Genomic DNA, 23991 nt, shown 5'->3' on the forward strand with positions numbered 1-23991 from the left:
TCCGGGACGGAGGACGACGGAGCCCCCGCTGTGCGCGCAGCGGGGGCTCCGTCGTCCGAGGGGAGGATCGCTCAGCGGGGACGCGAGCCGATCGACAGCAGCGCGATGTCGAGCGCCTGCGGGTCGCGGCGGCGAGCCTGCTGCTCCTCCCACAGATCGATCGCGATCTCGCGTCGTTCCGCGCGGCGCGCGCGGCGGTGGGCGACATAGGCGCTGAGCCGATCCGCGAGCCGCAGCAGGGTGCGTTCGGTCGGGGTGGGAGCGGCGAGCGAGAGCGTGGCGGCGGTCATGATTCCTCCTGGTCTGCGGGTCCGGTGGCGAGGTCGAACAGTTCGGCGCGGAATGCGACACGACGGGCGTCCGGATCGGACTGCCCGCGGTACCGCTCGACGGCCGCATCGAGCAGCTGCTGGATCTCGGACTTGAGCTCCTCCATCTGCGGTGCGGTGAGGTCGAGGTACGTGGACACCACCAAGCCGGTGTCGCGCCACTCCTCGGGCTGCCCCTCCTGCGACCTGTTGAGGTACTCCATCAGCATCTCGTGGCGGCGGCGGAAGAACTCGGCGTTGACGATCTGCGCGGCGGCCCGGTGTGCCGGCGTGGCGACGTCTCCAGGCCCGGGGAGGTTGATCCTCCCCTTGGGCCGCTGCCACCACCGCTCACGGGCGGTGCCGCGATCCGGCACCTCTTCGATGAGATCGTGGGAGGCGAGGGCGCGGAGGTGGTAGCTGGTCGCCCCCGAGGTCTCGCCGATCAGGACGGCCAGCGAGCTCGCGGTCTGCGGTCCACGCTCACTCAGCAGGTCGTAGATCCGCACGCGCAGCGGGTGCGCGAGCGCCTTCAGGGCTCCCGCGTCCAGGGTCCGTCCCTCATCCGTCTTCTTCATGTCTGCAAGCATATCTTTGCAAAGCATTCTTTGCAAGTATTTCTTTGCATCTTCTCTCGCGTCCTTCCTCCGCGGCGTCGGACAGGCCCCGTAGGCTCAGAGGATGACCGACGACGTCAACCCGCTCCTCGTCCCGTCCACGCTCCCGTATGCGCTCCCCGACTACGCGTCGATCCGTCCGGAGCACTATCTGCCCGCGTTCGAGCAGGCCTTCGCGGAGCAGCGCGGCGAGGTGCGGCGCATCACGATGGTGCGGTCGATGCCCACCTTCGAGAACACGATCGAAGCCCTCGAACGCAGCGGCGAGATGCTGGAGCGCATCGCGCACGCCTTCTACACCGTCAGCTCGGCGGATGCGACCCCGGAGATCCAGGAGATCGAGGAGCGGCTCGCTCCCCTGATGTCTGCGCATGAGGACGCGATCACCCTCGACGCCGCACTCTACTGGCGCGTCTCCCAGGTGCACGATCAGGTCGACGTGCTCCCTCTCGATGACGAGCAGCGCTATCTCGTCGAGCGCCACCATCGGGAGATGACCCTCGCCGGCGCCGGCCTCGACGACGAGGCGAAGGGGCGGCTGACGGCGCTCAACCAGCGCCTCTCCACTCTCAGCACCGCTTTCGAGAAGAACCTGCTGACCGACACCAACGACCTCGCCGTCCACTTCACCGACGCGGCGGAGCTCGACGGGCTCGGCGACGGGGAGCTCTCGGCCGCTGCGCGCGCGGCGGCCGACCGCGGTCTCGAGGGCCATCTAGTCACCCTCCCCCTGTTCACCGGTCATCCGTATCTCGCCTCCCTGCGGGTGCGGGAGAGCCGCCGCCGCATCATGGAGGCGTCCCGCGCCCGCGCCTCACGCGGCAACGCGAACGACAACGGCGCCGTGCTCGCCGAGATCGTCGCGCTGCGTGCCGAGCGCGCGGCCCTGCTGGGCTACCCGTCGCACGCCGCTGCGGTCACCGCCGACGAGACGGCCGGGTCTCCGGAGGCGGTCGAGCGGATCCTGCGCGAGCTCGCCCCGGCTGCGGCCCGCAACGCCGCCGCGGAGAAGGAGGCGCTGCAGGGGATCGTCGACGCGGAGGAGCCCGCGCCTTTCCGCATCGAGGCTCACGACTGGGCCTTCTATACCGAGAGGGCACGACAGCAGCTGTACGACATCGATGCCGCTGCGCTGCGTCCGTGGTTCGAGGCGGAGCGCGTGCTGCGGGACGGCGTCTTCGCGGCCGCGACGCGTCTCTACGGCGTCACCTTCGCCGAGAGGCCGGATCTGCCGGCATACCATCCCGACGCACGGGTGTTCGAGGTCTTCAACGAGGACGGCTCCGAGCTCGGCCTCTACGTCCTCGACCTCTACACCCGCGACTCGAAGCGCGGCGGCGCCTGGATGAACCCGATCGTCAGCCAGTCGCGGCTCCGGGGCACCTCTCCGGTCGTGGTCAACAACCTCAACGTGGCCAAGCCGGGCGACGGACAGCCGACGCTGCTGACGCTCGACGAGGTGACGACGCTCTTCCACGAGTTCGGCCATGCGCTGCACGGGCTCTTCGCGGTCGTCACCTATCCCCACTTCGCCGGGACGAACGTCTTCCGCGACTTCGTCGAGTTCCCGAGCCAGGTCAACGAGATGTGGATCCTCTGGCCCGAGGTGCTCGACGACTACGCCCGCCATCACGTCACGGGCGAGCCTCTCGACCCGGCGATCGTCGAGCGGCTGCAGGCCTCGGAGACCTTCAACCAGGGGTTCGCCACGAGCGAGTACCTGGCGGCCGCCTGGCTCGACCAGGCCTGGCATCTCCTCCCGGCGGGAACGGACGTCGGCGGCGTCGCCGCGTTCGAGGCCGACGCTCTGGCCGACATCGGTCTCGACGACCCGGCCGTCCCGACGCGCTACTCCTCGAACTACTTCGCCCATGTCTTCTCGGGCGGCTACAGCGCCGGATACTACTCGTACATCTGGAGCGAGGTGCTCGACGCCGACACGGTCGAATGGTTCCGCGAGAGCGGCGGTCTCAGCCGCGAGAACGGCGACCGCTTCCGCCGGCTTCTGCTCGGCGTGGGCGGGGCGAAGGACCCCCTCGAGGCGTACCGCGACTTCCGCGGCCGGGACGCCGAGATCGCTCCCCTCCTGGCCCGTCGCGGTCTCGACCGGTAGAAGCGGCGACCGGCGGCAGCGGCCACAACAGTCATCCGCGGATACGACGCCTCGGGCGCCTGGCGGGCTTCGTCGACCCCGCGCCCGGGAGGGCCCCGCGGCTTCTCGATCGAGGTCTACGTCGGTGATCCCCGCACCACGCCGTCGGAGGATCTTCGCACCGATCTGCTGCTTCCGTCTCGTGACACGTCGCCGTCAAGGTCGGTGCGGAGCGCTCTCGCCCCTCTGATCGGTGGCCCGGTCCCGTGCGCGACGGTATGCAAACGTGTCCGGTCTCCCGGTTCGTGCGCGCAGGCTCCGCTCAGTCCCGAAGACGTTCCCGCGCCCGGAACCAGGTGAGCTGGTGGATGGTCTGGGGCAGTCGATCGGCGAGCCCGTCCTGAGGCAGCAGGACCACGTCGATGATCTCCCCCTCGTCGAGCTGCTGCGCGGCGGTCGCCACGCAGTCGAGGGCCAGAAGGTGATGGACCCGGTTGTTCTGGTTCCCCCAGTTCGCCCAGGTCCAGCCCAGATCGACGATGCGCCCTGCCGCATACCCGGTCTCCTCGGCGAGCTCCCGCACGGCGGCGTCGGCCGGCGCCTCTCCCCCCTCGATCGCGCCGCCGACCAGGCCGATCCCCGTCACGCCGGCCCCATGGTGGTACTCGACGACCGCGACCGCCTCGCCCGCGGGGGTGAGCGCCGCCACGGAGACCCAGTCTCCGTACTCCAGCACGTAGAACGGCGCGATCGTCCGCCCGAGAGCGTCCACGCAGTCGTCGGCGCGAAGCCGGATCCAGCGGTCGGAGATGACCTCACGACTCCGCTCGACCCTCCAGGGCTGCGGAGACGGCTGCCCCATGTCCGGCTCAGGCGCTCTTCCGCTTGCGGGCCAGCACCACCGTCGGGGGTGCGCCCTCTTCGACGGCGGCCTTGGTCACGACGACCTTCGACACGTCGTCGGCTGAGGGGATCTCGAACATGATCGGCCCGAGGACGTCCTCGAGGATCGCGCGCAGACCGCGGGCCCCGGTCTTCCGTTCGACCGCGAGGTCGGCGATCGACATCAGGGCGTCCTCGTCGAACTCCAGCTGCACGCCGTCGAGCTCGAACATCCGCTGGTACTGCTTCACCAGCGCATTGCGCGGGCCGGTGAGGATGTCGATCAGCGCATCCTGGTCGAGGGGCGACACCGAGGCGACCACGGGCAGACGCCCGATGAACTCCGGGATCAGGCCGAACTTGTGCAGGTCCTCCGGCAGCACCTCGCTGAAGAGATCGAGGTCCTTGCCCTTGTCGTGCAGCGGAGCGCCGAAGCCGACACCGTGCTTGCCCACGCGCGCCGAGATGATGTCCTCCATGCCCGCGAAGGCGCCCGCCACGATGAACAGCACGTTCGTGGTGTCGATCTGGAGGAACTCCTGGTGGGGATGCTTGCGTCCCCCCTGCGGCGGCACGGCGGCGACCGTGCCCTCGAGGATCTTCAGCAGGGCCTGCTGCACGCCCTCGCCGGAGACGTCGCGCGTGATCGACGGGTTCTCGGCCTTGCGGGCGATCTTGTCGATCTCGTCGATGTAGATGATCCCGGTCTCGGCCCGCTTCACGTCGTAGTCCGCGGCCTGGATCAGCTTGAGGAGGATGTTCTCGACGTCCTCGCCCACGTAGCCGGCCTCCGTGAGGGCCGTGGCATCGGCGACCGCGAAGGGGACGTTCAGACGCTTCGCGAGAGTCTGCGCCAGGTAGGTCTTGCCGCAGCCGGTCGGTCCGATGAGCAGGATGTTGCTCTTCGCGATCTCGACCTCTTCGGCCTTCTGCTCGGCGGGCTGCAGAGTGCCGTGGGCGCGCACGCGCTTGTAGTGGTTGTAGACCGCGACGGCGAGAGCCCGTTTGGCGGGCTCCTGGCCCACGACGTACTCCTCGAGGAAGGAGAAGATCTCGCGCGGCTTGGGGAGATCGAACTCGGCGACCGCTCCCCCGGCCGACTCGGCCATCCGCTCTTCGATGATCTCGTTGCACAGCTCGACGCACTCGTCGCAGATGTACACACCGGGACCGGCGATCAGCTGCTGCACCTGCTTCTGGCTCTTTCCGCAGAAAGAACACTTGAACAGGTCGGCGCTCTCACCGATGCGTGCCATGCGCGTCCTCCTCGAGGCGATCCGGTCCGGGGGCTCCCGAACCGCATAACGAGCCTAACCGCCGTCGCCGACACCGGGCCGCATTGCCGCACCTGCGTCATCCCCTTCCGCGGACAGCGATATCCGCAGAAGGGGATGCGCGTCAGATCATGCTCTTCGTGTGCCAGACCGTCTTCGTCTCGACGAAGGCGCCGATGCGATCGAGCGAGGCGCCGACCGCCTCCGTACCCGGCACGGGTGACAGCACGCGCTTCAGCGTCTGCGCGGCGTCGATCTCGAGATCGATCCAGTTCAGCTCCCCTGCACCCGCGAGGTCGAGGGCGTTGACATCGGCATGCGAGGCGAGCCACGGAGCGATCTCCGCAGGAGATCCCGTGAGCACGTTGACCACGCCGCCCGGGACGTCACTGGTGGCGAGCACCTCGGCCAGGCTGATCGCGGACAGCGGGAACCGCTCGCTCGCGATCACCACCACCGCATTCCCGGTGACGAGCGCGGGAGCCAGCACCGAGACCAGCCCGAGCAGAGCCGTGTCCTGCGGAGCCACCATCGCGATGACGCCGGTCGGCTCGGGCACCGAGATGTTGAAGTACGGCCCGGCGACGGGGTTGGCGTTGCCGGTGACCTGCGCGTACTTGTCACACCAGCCGGCGTACCAGACCCAGAGGTCGATCGCCGCGTCGACCTGAGCCCCCGCGGCAGCGGCCGAGACGCCCTCCTGTGCGCTGATCTCGTCGACGAACTGCGCGCGGCGGCCCTCGAGGATCTCGGCGACGCGGTACAGCACCTGACCGCGGTTGTAGGCCGTCGCGCCGGACCAGCCCTTCACCGCGCCCCGGGCGGCGACCACGGCGTCACGCGCGTCCTTCCGCGAGGCCTTCGCGGCGTTCGCGAGGAAGTCGCCCTTCGCCGAGCGCACCTCGAAGGTGCGTCCGGACTCGCTGCGCGGGAACGCGCCGCCGATCGCGAGCTTGTAGGTCTTCGGAACGGTCAGTCGCCTGCTCATGCCGCGGCTCCCTTCAGGTAGGCGGTGAGACCGTGGCGACCGCCCTCGCGGCCGTATCCGGACTCCTTGTACCCGCCGAACGGGCTGGACGGGTCGAATCGGTTGAAGGTGTTCGCCCACACCACTCCGGCACGGAGCCGGTCGGCCACGGCGAGGATGCGCGAGCCCTTGTCGCTCCAGATCCCGGCGGAGAGACCGTAGGGCGTGTTGTTCGCCTTGGCGATCGCCTCGGCGGGCGTGCGGAACGTGAGCACCGAGAGCACCGGCCCGAAGACCTCGTCCCGCGCGATCCGGTGCGATGCCTCGACGCCGGTGAAGATCGTCGGCGCGAACCAGAAGCCCTTGTCGGGGATCGCGCAGTCGGCCGTCCACCGCTCTGCGCCCTCGGCCTCGCCGATGTCGCTGAGCTCGCGGATGCGCGCCAGCTGAGCCGCGGAGTTGATCGCCCCGATGTCGGTGTTCTTGTCCAGCGGATCCCCCAGGCGGAGGGTCGAGAGCCGGGTCTTGAGGCGATCGATGACCTCGTCGTGGATGGACTCCTGCACGAGGAGGCGGCTTCCGGCGCAGCACACGTGCCCCTGGTTGAAGAAGATGCCGTTGACGATGCCCTCGATCGCCTGGTCGATGGGCGCGTCGTCGAACACGATGTTCGCCGCCTTGCCGCCGAGCTCCAGAGTGGCTTTCTTGCGCGTGCCGGCGACCGCCTTCGCGATGTCGCGGCCGACGCCGGTCGACCCGGTGAAGGCGATCTTGTCGACATCGGGGTGCCGCACCAGCGTGGCCCCGGTCGCACCGGCGCCCGTGACGATGTTCACGACGCCGGCGGGCAGATCGGCCTGCTGCAGGATCTCCGCGAAGATCAGCGCGGTGAGCGGCGTGGTCTCCGCGGGCTTCAGCACCACGGTGTTCCCCGCCGCGAGGGCCGGCGCGAGCTTCCACGCGAGCATCAGCAGCGGGAAGTTCCAGGGGATGATCTGGCCCGCGACGCCGAGAGCGCGCGGGTTCGCACCGAGCCCGGCGTAGTCGAGCTTGTCGGCCCATCCCGCGTAGTAGAAGAACCAGGCGGCGACGAGCGGGACGTCGACGTCGCGGCTCTCCTTGATCGGCTTGCCGTTGTCGAGGCTCTCGGCGACCGCGAGCTCACGAGCGCGCTCCTGCACGAGGCGGGCGATGCGGAAGAGGTACTTCCCGCGGTCTCGGCCGCTCATCTTCGACCAGGTCTTCTCATAGGCCCGGCGCGCGGCGGCGACCGCACGGTCGATGTCGTGATCGTCGGCCGAGGCGATCTCAGCGATGCGGGACTCATCGGCGGGCGAGATCGTCGTGAAGCTCTGGCCCCCGCCGTCGGTGAACTCGCCGTCGATGAACAGGCCGTAGCTGTCGCGGAGGCCGAGGATCGTCTTCGACTCGGGCGCGGGTGCGTATTCCAGGAATGACATATCTGCTCTCCGTCAGTCGATCGTGACGTAGTCGGGGCCGGAGTAGTGGCCGGTGGTGAGCTTCTGACGCTGCAGCAGCACGTCGTTGAGGAGACTGGAGGCGCCGAACCGGAACAGGTGCGGCTGCAGCCACTCCTCGCCGGCCGTCTCCGCGACGGTCACGATGTAGCGGACCGCGTCCTTCGAGGACCGGATCCCGCCGGCAGGCTTCACACCGATCTTCTCCCCCGTCGCACGATGCCAGTCGCGCACCGTCTCGAGCATGAGCAGCGTCGTGGGGAGCGTCGCCGCCGGCTGCACCTTGCCCGTCGAGGTCTTGATGAAGTCGCCGCCGGCGAGGATGCCCAGCCAGGACGCCCTCTTGATGTTGTCGTAGGTGTTGAGCTCGCCGGTCTCCAGAATGACCTTGAGGGACGCGTAGGTGCCGTCCGCCCGGCGGCAGGCCTCCTTCACCCGGGCGATCTGGTCGAAGACGAGCCCGTAACTGCCCGCGAGGAAGGCTCCACGGTCGATGACCATGTCGATCTCGTCCGCCCCCGCCGCGACCGCATCGGCGGTGTCGGCGAGCTTGATGTCGAGGGAGGCGCGCCCCGACGGGAAGGCGGTGGCGACCGCGGCCACCGAGATCTTCCCGTCATCCGGATCGCCGTGCAGCGCGCCCAGCGCTTCGACTGCGTGCGCGACCATGTCGCCGTATACGCAGACGGCGGCCACGAGCGGGGTCGTCGGGTCCGAGGCATCCGGGTTCTTCGCCTTGGCGACGAGCGACCGCACCTTGCCCGGTGTGTCCGCCCCCTCCAGAGTGGTGAGGTCGATCAGGGAGATGATCTTGTCGAGCGCCCAGGCCTTCGACGTCGTCTTGATCGACCTCGTCCCGAGGCCGGCTGCCCGCTGCTCCAGGCCGACGGCGTCGACGCCGGGCAGGCCGTGCAGGAAACGCCGCAGGGTGGCGTCGTCGGGCTCGGCGCCCAGCACTTCGACCGCCGTCCGGCGGCTGAGTTCCGTTGTCGTCACTGTTCCTCCAACAATGCTCGAGCGGTGGTCTCATCGGTCACCAGCACGGTGCAGAGCCCTGTGCTGACGACTGTACGCGCGATGTCGTGCTTCGTCTCGCCCGCGGTGACGAAGATCGTCCTGCCCGCCTCGCGCAGGGCGTCGAGGCCGATCCCGACGGTCCGGGCATCGAGCCGCGGGTCGACGATGTTGCCGTCCGCGTCGATGTAGCGGCCCAGGACGTCGCCGACCGCACCGCGGCGTGCCAGCTCGGCGATGTCGGCCTCGGTCAGATAGCCGTTCACGACGTGGGCGGATGCCGGGTCGCACGGCCCCGCGGTGAAGAGATAGGCCTGGGCGTGCGCGGCCTGGTCGAGGATGCCCGCCACAGTCCGGTCGCCCTCGATCGCCCGCTTGGTCTCGACACGCTCCAGGATCGCCGGGCTCGGCAGCAGCACGGCCTGCCCTCCGCCGCGCTGCGCGATCGTGCCGGCGAGTCCCGCGGCACCGCCCGAGCGGCGGTTCACGCTCACGCCGCCGTTGATCTGCACGACGGTGACCCCTCGCGCCCAGCCGTCCGGCAGCGCCTCGGCCACGGCGCTCAGCGTGCGACCCCAGCTGATGCCGAGCACGCGGGGCACCGGGCGCAGCGCGGCGAGATGATCGGCAGCGGCCTGAGCGACGCGCTCGAGCTCCTGCCCTTCCGCGGCGGGGGCGACGATCGCGTCGTCCAGACCGAACCTCTCGCAGAGCTCGCGTTCGAGACCGAGCCGGCGCGCGCGCGGATGCACGATCTCGATCCGCACGATGCCCCGCTCGCGGGCCTGCACGAGCAGCCGTCCGGCCTTCCAGCGGGAGATGCCGAGGAGGGCGCCGACCTCGTCCTGGGTCTTGCCCTCGTCATAGGTGAGCTCGGCGACGCGCACCATCAGCAGGTCGTCGTCCATGCGCCACCTCCCGATCGTCCGGCATCCGATGCCTTCAGAGTACCGTGCCCACCATCACGCGCGCACCTCATTGCTCATATGCGCACGCTGCCCTCCCCCTCCCGCGCATCTTCGCGCCTCGTTCGTGCCATGTTCTCCGCAACCTCGGTTCTGGGATCGAAAGCGCATCCCCGGAGGCGCTCCGCGGTGCTCTTCTGCACACCGAGCACGGACACGCGAAGAGGGCGGCCGACGTGAAACGCCGGGCCGCCCTCTTCGTGTCGATGTCAGCCGCGCTTGCGGCTGGTCAGCACCTGGTCGACGATGCCGTACTCCTTCGCCTGCTCGGCGGAGAGGATGTTGTCGCGATCGATGTCGCGGTTCACCTTCTCGACCGGCTGACCGGTGTGGCGCGCCATGGTCTCCTCGAGCCACGTCCGCATCCGCAGGATCTCGGCGGCCTGGATCTCGATGTCCGAGGCCTGTCCGTGCCCGGCCTCCCCCATCGCCGGCTGGTGCATGAGCACGCGGGCGTTCGGGAGCGCGAGTCGCTTGCCGGGAGCACCTGCGGACAGCAGCACCGAGGCGGCCGAGGCCGCCTGGCCCAGCACGACCGTCTGGATCTGCGGCGCCACGTACTGCATGGTGTCGTAGATCGCCGTCATCGCGGTGAAGGATCCGCCGGGCGAGTTGATGTACATGGTGATGTCGCGTTCGGCGTCCTGGCTCTCCAGCACGAGGAGCTGAGCCATGACGTCGTCCGCCGAGGCGTCGTCGACCTGCACGCCGAGGAAGATCACGCGGTCCTCGAACAGCTTGTTGTACGGGTCCTGGCGCTTGAAGCCGTAGGCCGTGCGCTCCTCGAACTGCGGCAGCACATAGCGGCTGGAAGGCAGGTTCCCGGCGGCGCGGAAAGTGGGTGTGTACATGTGTGCTCCTGCCTTACTTGTCCGCGCCGGTGCCGCCGCCGCCGTGCACGTCGCTCGCGTGCTCGCGGATGTGGTCGACGAAGCCGTACTCGAGCGCCTCATCGGCGGTGAACCAGCGATCCCGGTCGCCGTCCTCGTTGATCTGCTCGACCGACTTCCCGGTCTGCGAGGCGGTGATCTCGGCGAGGCGCTTCTTCATCGACAGGATGAGCTGCGCCTGCGTCTGGATGTCGCTGGCGGTGCCGCCGAAGCCGCCGTGCGGCTGGTGCAGCAGCACGCGGGCGTTCGGGGTGATGTACCGCTTGCCCTTGGTGCCGCTGGTCAGCAGCAGCTGGCCCATCGAGGCCGCCATCCCGATGCCCACCGTGACGATGTCGTTGGGGACGAACTGCATGGTGTCGTAGATCGCCATGCCCGCGGTGATGGATCCGCCGGGAGAGTTGATGTAGAGGTAGATGTCCTTCTCGGGGTCTTCTGCGGCGAGGAGGAGGATCTTCGCGCAGATCTCGTTCGCGTTCTCGTCGCGCACCTCCGAGCCCAGCCAGATGATGCGATCCTTCAGCAGCCTGTCGAAGACACTCGTCGCGACCAGGGGTTCAGCCATGTCAGCTCCTGTTTCGGTGTTTCAGTGATTCGAATCTACCGGCGGGAACGGACGCCACCGCCCGTGTTCGCCGTCGGCATATCAGGTGTCGTCGCCCGCGATCGCGTGCGCATAGGCGGTCATGGAGCGGTGGTACCGCGGCATGTGGGGCACGAGGGCCAGCAGCGCCACGGAGAGCCCGCGCTCCGGCTGTCCGGCGCTCGCGAGCGCGAGGGCGTGCATGCCGGCCAGCGCATCGCGGTAAGGCGAGTCCGGATGCCCGTCCTGCTCCTCGGCGATCACGCGCAGGGCCTCCTCATACTCGCCCAGGTTCCTGAGCGAGCTGGCGAGCTGGATCACGGCCTGAGGCCGATGCTCCTCGTCCAGTCCCAGCTCCAGGGCGCGCCGGTAGAGCGGAACGGCCTCATCCGGCCGCCCTGCGGAGTCGCGCGCCCCGGCCCTCTCGAACTCCGCCCTGGCGTCGCCGGGCCCGCGTTCGGCGGCGATCTCGTCGATACGGGAGATCACCTCGTCGTCGACCATCCCGCCGGCCGCGGCCGTCCAGACCTCGTCGATCCGGTCGTCCCAGTCCTTCATCGTCTTCCCCCTCGGATACGCGAGAGGCGGATGCCTCAGCACCCGCCTCTCGTATGGATCGTCTTGCGATCACTCCGCCTTGTCGGCGTCGTCCTTCTTCGCAGCGGCCTTCTTCGCCGGAGCCTTCTTCGCGGCCGGCTTCTTCTCGGCCTCGTCGTCCGCCTCGGCAGTGGCCTTCTTGGCCGGAGCCTTCTTCGCCGGAGCCTTCTTGGCCGGCTTCTCCTCGGCGGTCTCCTCCTCGACGACGGCGTCGTCGGCATCGCCGATGACGCTGCTGAGGTCGACGGCCTTGCCGTTGCTGTCCACGACGGCGACCTTGCCCAGGGCGATCGCGAGGGCCTTGTTGCGGGCGACCTCGCCCACGAGCGACGGGAGCTGGCCCGACGACTGCAGCGCCTCCACGAAGTCCTGCGGCGGCATGCCGTACTGCGCGGCGGTCTGCACGAGGTACTGGGTCAGCTCCTCCTGCGAGACCTGCACATCGGAGCCCTCGGCGATGGTGTCGAGCAGCACCTGGGTGCGGAACTGCTTCTCGGTCGCCTCGGTCACCTCGGCGCGATGCTCGTCGTCCTCGAGGCGGTCCTCGTTCTCGAGGTGGCTGTGGACCTCGTCCTCGACGAGCTGTGCGGGGACGGGGATCTCCACCTTCTCGAGCAGCGTCTCGATGAGCTGGTCGCGCGCGGCGCTGCCCTGCGTGAAGACGGCCTGCTGGGAGACGCGCTCGGCGAGGCTCTCGCGCAGCTCGGCGATGGTGTCGAACTCGCTGGCCATCTGCGCGAAGTCGTCGTCGGCCTCGGGAAGCTCGCGCTCCTTGACGGCCTTGACGGACACGGAGACCTCAGCCTCTTCACCGGCGTGGTCGCCGCCGACGAGCTGGGAGCGGAACGTGGTGTCCTCGCCCGCGGTGAGCGAGTCGATCGCCTCGTCGATGCCCTCGAGCAGCTCGCCGGAGCCGATCTCGTAGGACACACCGTCGGCGCGGTCGATCTCGGCGCCGTCGATCGCGGCGACCAGGTCGAGCTCGACGAAGTCGCCCTTTGCGGCCGGGCGGTCGACGGGGATCAGGGTACCGAAGCGCGAGCGCAGGCTGTCGAGCTCGGCGTCGATCGCCGCCTCGTCGGTCTCCGCGGCGTCGACGGTGAGGGTGATGCCGGACAGGTCGGGCAGCTCGATCTCCGGGCGCACGTCGACCTCGACGTCGACGAGCAGGTCGCCGGAGAAGTCCTTCTCGCTCGGCCACTCGACGACCTCGGCGGACGGGCGGCCCACGACGCGGACGTTGTGCTCGGCGGCGGCCTCGCGGAAGAAGCGGTCGAGGCCCTCGTTCACGGCGTGCTCGATCACGGCACCGCGACCGATGCGCTGGTCGATGATCGGCGCGGGGACCTTGCCCTTGCGGAAGCCCGGGATCTGCACGTCCTGAGCGATGTGCTCGTAGGCGTGGTCGATGCTCGACTTGAGGTCTTCGGGGGTGACCGTGATGCTGAGCTTCACCCGGGTCGGGGACAGCTTCTCGACGGTGCTGTTGGCCATGCTGGTGTGTTCTCCTTGTGGTTTCCGCGCAACGGCGCGGCGTGAATCCGGGGGCCGTGGTCGGGGCGACAGGATTTGAACCTGCGACCTCCCGCTCCCAAAGCGGGCGCTCTACCAAGCTGAGCTACGCCCCGGTGACAACCCGCGCGCGCGGGAACGGCCTCCACGAGTCTAACGGACGGGACGCCTCGTTCCGTCCGCTATGCTTGTGTGGCCGGCGACGCCGGTCCGGGGCAGTAGCTCAATGGTAGAGCCTCAGTCTTCCAAACTGATTACGCGGGTTCGATTCCCGTCTGCCCCTCCCGAACGAAGAAGGCCTCCGCCGCGAAGCGGGGGCCTTCTTCCGTCCCAGCGCCATCTATCTTCTCTCTCGATATACCGGTACTCTGCTCTCGCCAGCGCACTCACCCGGGCGCTCGTCAGAGAGGACAGACCCATGACCACATCCGCGCCCACCACGGCACCACGCAGCTCCCGGCGTCCGCGCGCCTCGGCCGTCGTCGCGATCGCCGCCGGAGCGGTGCTCCTGCTCGGCGGAGGCACGACCCTCGCCTACTGGAGCACCCAGCAGGTGCTCAACGTCGGCACCGTCAACAGCGGTGACCTCAACCTCACAGCCGTCGGCACGCCCGCCTGGACCCTCCAGGGTGTGACCGATGCGGCCCCGAGGCCGGTCACCGACGTGACCGCCGTCAAGCTCGTCCCCGGAGACAAGCTCGTCATGAAGCAGGACGCCACCCTCACGCTCAAGGGCGACACCCTTAAGGCGGCGCTCGCCGTGTCGCAGAGCACGATCCCCAACGGCCTGACCGCGACCGTCGCGACCACCGGCGCCACGGTCGACGCGCTGACCTCCGCTGACGACGGGAAGACCGTCACCGCGACGGTCACGATCACGTTCGACTCCACCACCGCCAACCGTGACCTGGTGAACACCGCATTCGATCTCGGCTCCGTGACGCTCACCCTCACCCAGCAGAGCCAGTGAGGCGCTGCCGCTGAGATGCGCCGCATCCTGATCGGAACCGTCGCGGGGGTCGTCCTGGCCCTCGCGACGGCCGTCGGCGTCTCCGCCTACTGGCAGGCCCAGCAGAGGCTGGATCTGCGGACCACCGCGTCCGGGGACCTCCGGATCACCGCCGCCTGGCGCGATGGGACGCCGGCGTGGGCCCCGCTCTACCCCGGGAGCTCGGCGAGCGCCGTGATCCGCGTGACCTCGCAGAGCGCGGGCACCACGCTCCGCTGGCGGCTCAAGGCGTCCGGAGACGTCGCCGCCGCCTATCGGGGCCAGGTGTCGTTCGCAGCCTGGCAGGGAGCGTGCGGCACCGGGACTCCGATCACCTCGGACGGCCTCCCCGGTCTCGCGCCGAACGCCGTCGTCGACCTCTGCGTGCAGTTCACCCTCTCCGCGACGGCGCCGGAGACCCTGCAGGGCGCGGCGCTCACGCCGTCGGTCACGATGAACGCGGAGCAGATGTCATGAGCCGCCCGTCGCCCGCCCTCCGTCGCCGCCGCGTCGCCGCCATCGCCGCAGCCGCGGCGATCGGGCTCGTGCTCAGCGCGCCTGCGTCGTCCTTCGCCTACTGGAGCGCTGCGGCGCCTGCCGTCACCGCTCCGTTGTCCGTGGCCGCCGTCCCCGTGCCCGGCGGTTTCGTCTGCGCTTCCATGCCCGGCCTGCTCGGGCTCACCCCGTACGCGAAGCTCTCCTGGTCGGCGGTGTCCGGAGCGAGCTCTTACCAGGTGTGGCTGCGGAGCGCCGACGGGGCGACACGGGTGCAGTTGACGCGCGCCGACCCGACCGCGCTCACCCAGGAGGTGCGGGACTCTCTGCTCACCGGCCTGCTCGGCACCCTCAAGGACCTGCTCGTCGGCAACCAGACGGTCTACGCCGAGGTCATCGCCGTGCACAGCAGCGGCTGGCACTCAAGTCCGACGGCGGGAGCGGGCATCGTCCGCGCCGGGCTGCTCCCCGGCATCCTCGGCGGCCTGAAGTGCACGCCGTGAGCCGCCTGAGGTGGCTGCGCACGGTCGGCAGCGCGCTCTTCCTCGTCTTCGTGTGCACCGTCGCGCTGCTCGCGGTGGGCATCCCCATGGTGCTGGGTGCGCAGAGCTACACGGTCCTCACCGGCAGCATGCGGCCGACTCTCCCGCCTGGGGCGCTCGTCGCCGTGCGGGCGACCGACCCCTCGGACATCCGCATCGGCGACGTGATCACCTTCCAGGTGCGGTCTGGCGAGCCCGAGGTCGCCACGCACCGGGTCGCGGCCATCGGCATCGACGGCCGCGGAGAACGGGTCTTCACGACCAAGGGCGACGCCAACAACGTGGCGGACGCGGCACCGGTGCGGCCCGTGCAGATCCGCGGGGTGCTCGTCTACGCGGTACCGGTGCTCGGCTACCTGAACATCTGGGCCACCCCGAGCACGAAGTCCCTGCTGGTCGCCTTCATCGGCGTCGCGGCGATCGCCTGGGGCTGCATCGTGCTCGTCCGCGACGCGACGAGGAGACGCCACGGACGCCAGGGCCCTCCCCCCGAGGACGCGCCGAACCCCCGGGAGTGAATGACTCCACGGGGGTTCGACGATGGTTCGGGGGACGGGTCAGAGGCCCCGGCGCTCGCGCAGCTGGGTGAGCGCGTCCTCCAGGAGCTGCTCGGCCTCCTCGTCGGTCCGACGCTCCTTCACGTAGGCGAGGTGCGTCTTGTACGGCTCGGCCTTCGCGAGCTCCGGCGGATTGTTCCTGTCGCGCCCCGCCGGCAGGCCGGTGTGGGGGTGGTCGATCGTCTCCGGGATCTCCTCATCGGGAAGGCCCGCGGCGAAGTAGCGCACGGTCTCGTTGCCGAGTCCGTCCCAGTAGGAGACCGCGATGCGGTCGGCGTGGTAGCCGTGGTCCTGCTCGCCCATGGGGCCGGAGCCGACCCGCGTTCCTCGGATCGCGTTGCCGCCGGTTGCCATCAGATCACCTCGAACTTCGTGATGAGGCCGAGCCCGACGATCGAGACGAACCAGACGAGCGCGAGTACGACCGTGAACCGGTTGAGGTTGCGCTCGGCGAGGCCCGACGAGCCGACCGTCGCGGTCATGCCGCCGCCGAACATGTCGGACAGCCCGCCGCCGCGGCCTTTGTGGAGAAGGATGAGAAGGGTCAGCAGGACGCTGCTGATACCCAGCAGCACCTGCAGCACGAACTCGAGAACCTGCACGGGGAGAAGCCTTTCACCGGGGTCTGACGACCCGCATAGCGCTCAATCATACAGGGGCGGAGCCGGACGGCCCGCCCCGACTCACACGCCGACGTGCTTCTCGAACCGGATGATCGCGGCGAACTCGTCGACGACGAGGCTCGCCCCGCCGACCAGAGCGCCGTCCACATCGGGCTCGCGCATGAAGCTCGCGATGTTGCCCGACTTCACACTGCCGCCGTAGAGGATGCGCGTGCGGGCAGCCGCCTCGTCGTCGAGCACACGGGCGATCACCTGGCGCAGCGCCTGGCAGACCTCCTGCGCCTGGGCGGGCGTCGCCGCCTGCCCCGACCCGATCGCCCAGACCGGCTCGTACGCCACGACGATGTCCGCCGAGGCGGGGACGCCGGCGAGGGCGGCCTCGAGCTGCGCGGCGGGGACGGCGCTCGCTCCGTGCTGCTCCAGGTCCTCCGCGGTCTCGCCGATGCAGATGACCGGCACGAGACCGTTCTTCAGCGCGGCGAGGGTCTTCGCGTTGACGATCGCGTCGGTCTCCTGGTGGTACTCGCGACGCTCGGAGTGACCGATGATGACGTACCCGACATTGAGCTTCGCGAGGAAGGCCCCGGAGACCTCACCCGTGTAGGCGCCCGAGTCGTGCGCCGAGAGGTCCTGCGCGCCCAGCGCGAAGGGGATCTTGTCGGCGTCGATCAGCGTCTGCACGCTGCGGATGTCGGTGAAGGGCGGGAAGACCGCGACCTCGACCGAGCCCTTCTCGTGCCCGGCGTCCTTGAGCGTCCAGTGCAGCTTCTGCACCGTCGCCACCGCCTGCAGGTGGTCGAGATTCATCTTCCAGTTGCCCGCGATCAGCGGGGTGCGCGCGTTCACGCCCATCCGAGTACCTCCAAGCCGGGGAGTTTCTTGCCCTCGAGGAACTCGAGGCTCGCGCCTCCGCCCGTCGAGATGTGACCGAAGCGGTCGTCCGAGAAGCCGAGCTGACGCACGGCCGCGGCGGAGTCACCGCCGCCGACCACGCCGAGGCCGTCGACCTCGGTGAGCGCCTGGGCGACGGCCTTCGTTCCCGCGGCGAACGCGGGGAACTCGAAGACCCCCATCGGCCCGTTCCAGAACACGGTCTTCGACGCACGGATCGCATCCGCGAAGCGGGCGGCGGAATCGGGGCCGATGTCGAGGCCGATGCCGGAGGCACCGAAGGGACTCTGCTCGATCGCATCGGCGGAAACGACCTCATGGGCCGCGTCGGCCGCGAAGCCGGAGGCCACGACGACATCGGTCGGGAGCACCAGCTCGACGCCGCGCTCCGCGGCCTCGGCGATGTATCCCCGCACCGTGTCGAGCTGGTCCTTCTCGAGCAGGCTCGCGGCGACCCCGTGCCCCTCGGCCGCAAGGAAAGTGAAGAGCATCCCCCCACCGACGAGCAGGCGATCGACCCGCGGCAGCAGGTGCGAGATCACGCCGAGCTTGTCGCTGACCTTCGATCCGCCGAGCACGACCGTGTAGGGCCGCTCCGGGTTCTCGGTGAGCCGGTCGAGGACGTCGAGCTCCGCGGCGATGAGCAGGCCGGCGGCCGAAGGCAGCCGCTGCGCGAGCTCGTACACGCTCGCCTGCTTGCGGTGCACCACGCCGAAGCCGTCCGAGACCATCGCATCGCCGAGGGCTGCGAGGCGCTCGGCGAAGGCCCGGCGCTCGACGTCGTCCTTGGCGGTCTCCCCCGGGTTGAACCGGAGGTTCTCCAGCACGACGACATCGCCGTCGGAGAGCGCGGCGACGGCCTGCTCCGCCGACTCCCCGACGGTGTCCCGGGCGAAGGCCACCGGCTTGCCGAGCAGCTCGGAGAGACGCTGCGCGACCGGCGACAGACTGTACTGCGGATCCGGTGCGCCGTCGGGGCGCCCGAGGTGCGAGCACACGATCACGCGGGCGCCGGCGTTGATGAGGGCGTTCAGGGTCGGCAGGGAGGCCCGGACACGGCCATCGTCCGTGATGACCCCGTCCCGCAGGGGGACGTTGAGGTCACAACGGACGATGACGCGCTTGCCTTCCAGCGACCCGACGTCTTCCCGGAGGGTTTCGAGGGTGCGCAGGGTCATGGATTCCTCAGTGTGCTCAGAGACGCTCGGCGACGTACTCGGTCAGGTCGACGAGGCGGTTCGAGTAGCCCCACTCGTTGTCGTACCAGCTGGAGACCTTCACCAGGTTCCCGCTGACGTTGGTCAGGCCGGCGTCGAAGATCGACGAGTGCGGGTTGAGCTGGATGTCGCTCGACACGATCGGGTCCTCGTTGTACTGCAGGATCCCCTCGAGACGTCCGTCGGCGGCGGCCGCGCGGTAGGCCTCGTTGATCTCTTCGACCGTCAAGTCGTCGCGGTCGGAGACGAGGGTGAGGTCGACGATCGATCCGGTGGGGACCGGCACGCGGTAGGAGGAGCCGCTGAGCTTGCCGTTCAGCTCGGGGAGGACGAGGCCGATCGCCTTCGCCGCACCCGTCGAGGCCGGGACGATGTTGATCGCCGCGGCGCGCGCACGGTGCAGATCGCTGTGCGGGCCGTCCTGGAGGTTCTGGTCGGCGGTGTACGCGTGCGCGGTCATCATGAATCCGCGCTCGATGCCGAACGCGTCGTTGAAGACCTTGGCCAGCGGCGCGAGGCAGTTGGTGGTGCAGGACGCGTTGGAGATGATGTTGTGGTTCGCCGGGTCGTAGGTCTCCTCGTTGACGCCGATCACGAACGTGCCGTCCGCGCCGGTCGCCGGAGCCGAGATGATGACCTTCTTCGCCCCGCCGGCGATGTGCTTCGCGGCGTCCTCCGCCTTGGTGAAGCGCCCGGTGGACTCGATGACGACGTCGACGCCGAGGTCGCCCCAGGGAAGGGCGGCAGGGTCGCGCTCGGCGAGCACCTTGATGGTCTTGCCGTTGACGGTGATCGAGTCGCCGTCGTGGGAGACATCGGCGTTGAGCACGCCGCCGACCGAGTCGTACTTCAGCAGGTGCGCGAGGGCCTTGGGGTCGGTGAGGTCGTTGACAGCAACGATCTCGAGGTCCGCGTTCTGCGCGAGAGCCGCGCGGAGGAAATTGCGTCCGATTCGGCCGAAGCCGTTGATACCGATCTTGACAGACACGTAGGTCTCCCTGGTGGTTGTGCGCGAGAAGCGCGTTTCACGGGTGCTGGACAACGGCGTCCCGACGGGCCGACCCCGTCGGGACGCCCGTGCTGTTTACGACAGTACCAGCAGACCGTTCGTGCGCTCACGAGCTGTTTCGAAGCGCTGCGCCACGTTCTCCCAGTTCGCGATGTTCCACGACGCCTTCACGTAGTCGGCCTTGACGTTCAGGTAGTCGAGGTAGAAGGCGTGCTCCCACATGTCCAGCTGGAACAGCGGCACGGTGCCCTGTGCCGTGTTCGCCTGCTGGTCGAAGAGCTGCTGGATGATGAGGCGCGCGCCGATCGGGTCCCAGCTGAGCACCGCCCAGCCCGACCCCTGGATGCCGGTCGCCGCCGCCGTGAAGTGGGCCTGGAACTTCTCGAACGAGCCGAAGAACTCGTCGATCGCGGCCTTCAGCTCACCCTCGGGCTGGCCGCCGCCGTTCGGCGACAGGTTCGTCCAGAAGATCGAGTGGTTGACATGACCGCCGAGGTTGAAGGCGAGGTCCTTCTCGAGCTTGTTGACGTTGGCCAGGTTGCCGCTGTCGCGGGCCTCGGCGAGCTGCTCCAGAGCGGTGTTCGCACCCGCGACGTACGCCGCGTGGTGCTTGTCGTGGTGCAGCTCCATGATCTTGGCGCTGATGTGCGGCTCGAGCGCCGCGTAGTCGTAAGGCAGGTCGGGAAGCGTGTAGGTCGCCATGTCGCATTCATCCAATCCGCGCCGCGCCGCGGCGCTTGCCGATCCTCCGCACCGCCGTGTGCGGTGCGAAGCGGACGTCTCTCATCCTACTGAGGTGAACGCGGCCGTGGTCGGGATGCTTCCCCGCGGGTCAGACGTCGAGACCGGCGGGGACGGCGGACTCCGTGCCGGGGACGCCCTCCTGCTGAGCCCTCTTGTCGGCCATCGCGAGCAGTCGGCGGATGCGCCCCGCGACCGCGTCCTTCGTGAGCGGCGGGTCGGCGTGGTGGCCCAGCTCGTCAAGGCTGGCGTCGCGGTGCTCCAGCCGCAGCCGGCCGGCGAGGCGGAGATGATCGGGCACGTCGTCGCCGAGGATCTCGAGCGCGCGCTCGACGCGGGCGCAGGCGGCGACCGCGGCCTGCGCCGAGCGCCGGAGGTTCGCGTCGTCGAAGTTCACGAGGCGGTTGACGCCCGCGCGCACCTCGCGGCGCTGGCGGAGCTCCTCCCACGTCGCCGCGGTGCGCTGGGCGCCCATCGCGTGCAGGATGGCGCGGATGGCCTCCCCCTCGCGGACGACGACCCGGGGCATTCCGCGCACCTCGCGCGCCTTGGCGGCGACGCCCAGACGATGCGCCGCACCGACCAGGGCCATCGCGGCCTCGGGCGACGGGCAGGCGACCTCGAGCATCGCCGAGCGGCCGGGCTCGCTGAGCGAGCCGCTGGCGAGGAAGGCGCCGCGCCAGAGGCCGGCGAGCTCCTCGCGGGATCCGGTGGTGAGACGGTTCGGGAGACCGCGCACCGCACGACGCCGGGCGTCGAGCAGGCCGGTCTGACGCGCCAGAGTCTCCCCCGCCGCGATGACGCGCACCGCCCAGCGGGCGCCCTCCGAGGCACCGGTCTGCGCGGTGCTCGACTTCACCTGAGCGATCTCCGGACGCACGCCGTAGATCTCCGCGAGGTCACGAGCCACCCGGCGGGCGAGCGTCTCGGCATCCACCTCGGCTTCGACGGCCACCCGGCCGGCGATCGAATGCAGGCCGCCTGCGAAACGCAGGATCGTGGCGACCTCCGCGACGCGCACCGCAGGGGGTGCGTTGCGGATGCTGACCAGCTCTGCCTTGACGTCGGTGGTTAGTGCCACGAGACTCCTCACGCTCAGCGCCGGATCGCGGCGCAAGGGACAAGCCTACAAGGCCGGGGCGGGTTTCTACTCCCTGCCCAGGTCCCTGTGCTTCACGTTCAGAGCCACCCCGGGCGTGCCGGAGAGGCGCCGTGCGAGCTCCTCCGCCATCGCCACGGAACGGTGCTTGCCGCCCGTGCATCCGATCGCGACCGTGGAGTGGCTCTTGTTCTCGCGCTGGTACCCCGCCAGCACCGGCTGGAGCGCCGCGGCATAGGCGTCGAGGAACTCCGCCGCGCCTTCGCGGGAGAGCACGTAGTCGCGGACCTGCTCGTCCTGTCCGGTGAGCCCGCGCAGCTCATCGTTCCAGAACGGGTTCGGGAGGAAGCGCATGTCGGCCACCAGGTCGACGTCGGTCGGGAGACCGTACTTGAACCCGAAGCTGAGGATCGTGAGACGGTGCCGCGCGGCGTCCTCATCGGAGAACATGTCCGAGACCTGCGTCGCGAGCTGGTGGATGTTCAGCTGGGACGTGTCGATCAGCAGATCCGCCGCCTCGCGCACCGGCGCCAATCGGGAGCGCTCGGTGCGGATCCCGTCGAGCAAGGTCCCGTCGGCCTGCAGCGGGTGCGGCCGTCGGACCGACTCGAAGCGGCGCACCAGCACGTCGTCAGACGCGTCGAGGAACAGCACCTTGACGGAGGATCCGCGGGAGCGCAGCGCGCTCGCGACGCCCGGGAAGTCGTCCAGCAGGCTGCGCCCGCGCACGTCGACGACCGCCGCGACCTTCGGCAGGTTGGCTCCGCCCATGTCCGTGAGGTCGAGGAGCGGGGCGAGGATCTGCGGAGGCAGGTTGTCGACCACGTACCACCCGAGGTCCTCCAGGGCGTTGGCCGCCGTCGTGCGGCCCGCTCCGGACATCCCGGTGACGATCAGGAACTCGCCGTTCTCCCCCGCTGTGGCCGCCGCGGTCATGATGCCCCTTCCCTCGCCCACCAGCCTAGTGGGATCAGCGGGCGTCGAGACGGCTGCGGATGCTCTCGGCCAGCGCCGGCCCGATGCCCTGCACCTCGCGGATCTCCTCCAGGGCGGCGGCGCGCAGAGCGGCGACCGAGCCGAAGTGCTTGAGGAGCGACTTGATACGCGCCTCCCCCAGCCCCGGTACCTCGGCGAGGATCGTGGTGATGTCGCGCCGCCGGCGGCGGCGCTGGTGTGTGATCGCGAAGCGGTGGGCCTCGTCGCGCAGACGCTGCACGAGGTAGAGCGCCTCGCTCGTGCGCGGCAGGATCACCGGGAAGTCGTCGTCGGGGAGCCAGATCTCTTCGAGGCGCTTCGCGATGCCGCACAGCGCGATTCCCGTCGCGCCGCTGTCGCGGATCGCTCGGGCCGCGGCGGCGACCTGCGGCTGTCCCCCGTCGACGATGAGGAGCTGCGGACGGTAGGCGAACCGCGGACGCCTGCCCGCAGGCCCGGTCGTCTCCTCGATCTCGCCCGCTCCGCCGTCCGTGTCCGCGGCCGCATCCCGCCCACCGCCCGAGGCGGCGGGGCGGTCGAGGTGCGCGAGGCGCCGCATGAGCACCTGGTACATCGAGTCGGTGTCATCGGTGGTCTCGGCGATGTTGAACGACCGGTACTGGTCCTTCCGGGGAAGTCCGTCCTCGAACACGACCATCGAGGCCACCACGTTCGTGCCGCCCAGGTGGGAGATGTCGAAGCACTCGATGCGCAGCGGGGCCTCGTCCATGCCGAGCGCCTCCTGCAGATCCGTGAGCGCCTGCGTCCGTGCCACGTAGTCGCTCGTCCGCGTGGTCTTGTGGCGGATCAGGGCCTGCTGGGCGTTCAGGGTCGCAGTGCGCATGAGCTCGGCCCGCTGTCCGCGCTGCGCGACCGTGATCTCCACCTTCCGCCCCCGGCGCTCGCGGAGCCACACCTCGAGCTCCGCCGCGTCGTCCGGGAGCACCGGGACGAGGATGCGGCGGGGGACGTCGGCCGACTCACCGTACGCGCGCTGGAGCACCTGGTCGACGAGCTCGGCCCCCGCGATGTCGATCTCCTTCTCGATCGTCGTCGCCCGGACGCCGCGCACCCGGCCTCCGCGGATCACGAAGTGCTGCACGGTCGCCGCCAGCTCGTCCTCCGCGATCCCGAACAGGTCGGCGTCCTCGTCGGCGGGCAGCACGAGCGAGCTCTTGCCGAGCACCGCATCGATCGAGGCGAGCTTGTCGCGGTACTTCGCCGCCGCCTCGTAGTCCATCGCAGCGGACGCCGCACGCATCCTCGCGGTCAGCTCCCGCGTGAAGCGCTCGTCGCCGCCCTCCATGAAGGCGATGAAGTCGTCGACCATCGCACGGTGCTCCTCGATCGTGCACGTCATGGAGCACGGGCCGCCGCATCGGCCGATCTGGCCCGGGAAGCAGGGGCGTCCGGTCTGCATCGCCCGCTTGTAGCTGGCGTCGCTGCACGTACGGATCGGGAACGCCTTGATCATCAGGTCGATCGTGTCGTGCACGGCCCAGACCTTCGGATAGGGCCCGAAGTACTTCGCGCCGGGAATCCTCCTGTTGCGGGTGACGATCACCCGCGGTGCCTCGTCGGCGAGGGTGATCGCCATGAACGGATAGGACTTGTCGTCCTTGTAGCGCACGTTGAACGGCGGATCGAACTCCTTGATCCACATGTACTCCAGCTG

26 protein-coding genes and 2 tRNA genes are annotated in these 23991 nt (G+C 69.6%); 6 read left to right on the forward strand and 22 right to left on the reverse strand.

Going from position 1 to position 23991, the window contains the following annotated elements; all coding sequences use genetic code 11:
- Positions 1–71: 71 nt before the first annotated feature.
- Positions 72–290 (reverse strand): hypothetical protein, encoded by a 219-nt coding sequence (locus tag ABWO84_RS11610; RefSeq protein ID WP_353114739.1) that lies wholly within the window; start codon positions 288–290, stop codon positions 72–74.
- Positions 287–886, reverse strand: a complete 600-nt coding sequence (locus tag ABWO84_RS11615) for a helix-turn-helix domain-containing protein (protein WP_353114740.1) — start codon at positions 884–886, stop codon at positions 287–289. The genes ABWO84_RS11610 and ABWO84_RS11615 overlap by 4 nt, the downstream gene beginning before the upstream one ends.
- A gap of 103 nt (positions 887–989) precedes the next feature.
- On the opposite strand from ABWO84_RS11615, the gene ABWO84_RS11620 reads away from it, so the two are divergent.
- Positions 990–3038: a M3 family metallopeptidase gene (locus ABWO84_RS11620; RefSeq protein WP_353114741.1), complete on the forward strand. Its 2049-nt coding sequence runs from the start codon at positions 990–992 to the stop codon at positions 3036–3038.
- Between the two features lie 301 nt (positions 3039–3339).
- Here ABWO84_RS11620 and ABWO84_RS11625 read toward each other — a convergent pair whose 3' ends face one another.
- The 11 genes from ABWO84_RS11625 to ABWO84_RS11675 all read right to left on the reverse strand — a co-directional run bounded on the left by ABWO84_RS11625 (position 3340) and on the right by ABWO84_RS11675 (position 13295).
- Positions 3340–3879, reverse strand: coding sequence for an NUDIX hydrolase (locus ABWO84_RS11625; RefSeq protein WP_353114742.1), 540 nt, complete (start codon positions 3877–3879; stop codon positions 3340–3342).
- Positions 3880–3886: 7 nt separating this feature from the next.
- A complete protein-coding gene (clpX, locus tag ABWO84_RS11630; protein WP_353114743.1) occupies positions 3887–5155 on the reverse strand; it encodes an ATP-dependent Clp protease ATP-binding subunit ClpX in 1269 nt (422 codons plus the stop codon).
- Positions 5156–5297: 142 nt separating this feature from the next.
- Entirely contained in the window at positions 5298–6161 is an 864-nt protein-coding gene (locus ABWO84_RS11635) for an aldehyde dehydrogenase family protein (protein ID WP_353114744.1), read from the reverse strand.
- Positions 6158–7600, reverse strand: a complete 1443-nt coding sequence (locus ABWO84_RS11640; RefSeq protein WP_353114745.1) for an aldehyde dehydrogenase family protein — start codon at positions 7598–7600, stop codon at positions 6158–6160. The genes ABWO84_RS11635 and ABWO84_RS11640 overlap by 4 nt, the downstream gene beginning before the upstream one ends.
- Before the next feature lie 12 nt (positions 7601–7612).
- Positions 7613–8614, reverse strand: a complete 1002-nt coding sequence (gene deoC / locus ABWO84_RS11645; RefSeq protein WP_353114746.1) for a deoxyribose-phosphate aldolase — start codon at positions 8612–8614, stop codon at positions 7613–7615.
- Positions 8611–9540 carry a sugar-binding transcriptional regulator gene (locus ABWO84_RS11650; protein WP_353114747.1) on the reverse strand — a complete coding sequence of 310 codons (930 nt, stop codon included), beginning with the start codon at positions 9538–9540 and terminating at the stop codon, positions 8611–8613. Before ABWO84_RS11650 ends, deoC begins: the two co-directional genes overlap by 4 nt.
- Before the next feature lie 266 nt (positions 9541–9806).
- Positions 9807–10448, reverse strand: a complete 642-nt coding sequence (locus ABWO84_RS11655; protein ID WP_353114748.1) for an ATP-dependent Clp protease proteolytic subunit — start codon at positions 10446–10448, stop codon at positions 9807–9809.
- 13 nt (positions 10449–10461) lie between these two features.
- Positions 10462–11052, reverse strand: a complete 591-nt coding sequence (locus ABWO84_RS11660) for an ATP-dependent Clp protease proteolytic subunit (RefSeq protein WP_116242966.1) — start codon at positions 11050–11052, stop codon at positions 10462–10464.
- Between the two features lie 81 nt (positions 11053–11133).
- Entirely contained in the window at positions 11134–11628 is a 495-nt protein-coding gene (locus tag ABWO84_RS11665) for a tetratricopeptide repeat protein (protein ID WP_353114749.1), read from the reverse strand.
- Positions 11629–11697: 69 nt separating this feature from the next.
- Positions 11698–13161 (reverse strand): trigger factor, encoded by a 1464-nt coding sequence (tig, locus tag ABWO84_RS11670; protein WP_353114750.1) that lies wholly within the window; start codon positions 13159–13161, stop codon positions 11698–11700.
- Between the two features lie 57 nt (positions 13162–13218).
- Positions 13219–13295, reverse strand: a tRNA-Pro gene (locus tag ABWO84_RS11675).
- 96 nt (positions 13296–13391) lie between these two features.
- Here ABWO84_RS11675 and ABWO84_RS11680 point away from each other — a divergent pair.
- The 5 genes from ABWO84_RS11680 (at position 13392) to ABWO84_RS11700 (ending at position 15722) form a co-directional block, all read left to right on the forward strand.
- Positions 13392–13462, forward strand: a tRNA-Gly gene (locus ABWO84_RS11680).
- Between the two features lie 135 nt (positions 13463–13597).
- Positions 13598–14149 (forward strand): alternate-type signal peptide domain-containing protein, encoded by a 552-nt coding sequence (locus tag ABWO84_RS11685; protein WP_353114751.1) that lies wholly within the window; start codon positions 13598–13600, stop codon positions 14147–14149.
- Between the two features lie 15 nt (positions 14150–14164).
- Positions 14165–14644, forward strand: coding sequence for a hypothetical protein (locus tag ABWO84_RS11690; RefSeq protein ID WP_353114752.1), 480 nt, complete (start codon positions 14165–14167; stop codon positions 14642–14644).
- Complete coding sequence (locus ABWO84_RS11695) at positions 14641–15165, forward strand: hypothetical protein (RefSeq protein ID WP_353114753.1); 525 nt, start codon at positions 14641–14643, stop codon at positions 15163–15165. Before ABWO84_RS11690 ends, ABWO84_RS11695 begins: the two co-directional genes overlap by 4 nt.
- Positions 15162–15722, forward strand: a complete 561-nt coding sequence (locus ABWO84_RS11700; protein ID WP_353114754.1) for a signal peptidase I — start codon at positions 15162–15164, stop codon at positions 15720–15722. Before ABWO84_RS11695 ends, ABWO84_RS11700 begins: the two co-directional genes overlap by 4 nt.
- A 39-nt stretch (positions 15723–15761) precedes the next feature.
- On the opposite strand, the gene ABWO84_RS11705 is transcribed toward ABWO84_RS11700, so the two are convergent.
- The 9 genes from ABWO84_RS11705 to uvrC all read right to left on the reverse strand — a co-directional run.
- Positions 15762–16115, reverse strand: a complete 354-nt coding sequence (locus ABWO84_RS11705) for an RNA polymerase-binding protein RbpA (protein WP_353114755.1) — start codon at positions 16113–16115, stop codon at positions 15762–15764.
- Positions 16115–16363: a preprotein translocase subunit SecG gene (gene secG, locus ABWO84_RS11710; RefSeq protein ID WP_353114756.1), complete on the reverse strand. Its 249-nt coding sequence runs from the start codon at positions 16361–16363 to the stop codon at positions 16115–16117. Before secG ends, ABWO84_RS11705 begins: the two co-directional genes overlap by 1 nt.
- Positions 16364–16444: 81 nt before the next feature.
- Positions 16445–17236: a triose-phosphate isomerase gene (gene tpiA / locus ABWO84_RS11715; RefSeq protein WP_353114757.1), complete on the reverse strand. Its 792-nt coding sequence runs from the start codon at positions 17234–17236 to the stop codon at positions 16445–16447.
- The gene (locus ABWO84_RS11720) at positions 17227–18453 is read right to left on the reverse strand and encodes a phosphoglycerate kinase (protein WP_353114758.1); all 1227 of its coding nucleotides are present in this window, start codon (positions 18451–18453) and stop codon (positions 17227–17229) included. The genes tpiA and ABWO84_RS11720 overlap by 10 nt, the downstream gene beginning before the upstream one ends.
- Before the next feature lie 16 nt (positions 18454–18469).
- Positions 18470–19480 (reverse strand): type I glyceraldehyde-3-phosphate dehydrogenase, encoded by a 1011-nt coding sequence (gene gap, locus ABWO84_RS11725; protein ID WP_353114759.1) that lies wholly within the window; start codon positions 19478–19480, stop codon positions 18470–18472.
- Between the two features lie 96 nt (positions 19481–19576).
- On the reverse strand, positions 19577–20203 hold the full coding sequence (locus ABWO84_RS11730; RefSeq protein WP_353114760.1) for a superoxide dismutase: 627 nt from the start codon (positions 20201–20203) through the stop codon (positions 19577–19579).
- Between the two features lie 130 nt (positions 20204–20333).
- Complete coding sequence (gene whiA / locus ABWO84_RS11735) at positions 20334–21323, reverse strand: DNA-binding protein WhiA (RefSeq protein WP_353114761.1); 990 nt, start codon at positions 21321–21323, stop codon at positions 20334–20336.
- Positions 21324–21389: 66 nt separating this feature from the next.
- Positions 21390–22277 (reverse strand): RNase adapter RapZ, encoded by an 888-nt coding sequence (gene rapZ / locus ABWO84_RS11740; protein ID WP_353114762.1) that lies wholly within the window; start codon positions 22275–22277, stop codon positions 21390–21392.
- A gap of 34 nt (positions 22278–22311) precedes the next feature.
- Positions 22312–23991 (reverse strand): excinuclease ABC subunit UvrC (uvrC, locus tag ABWO84_RS11745; protein WP_353114763.1); only part of this gene is annotated, 1680 nt, incomplete at its 5' end.

Origin of the sequence: Microbacterium sp., from assembly GCF_040394595.1 — a bacterium.
In the GTDB taxonomy this organism is placed as follows: Bacteria; Actinomycetota; Actinomycetes; order Actinomycetales; family Microbacteriaceae; genus Microbacterium.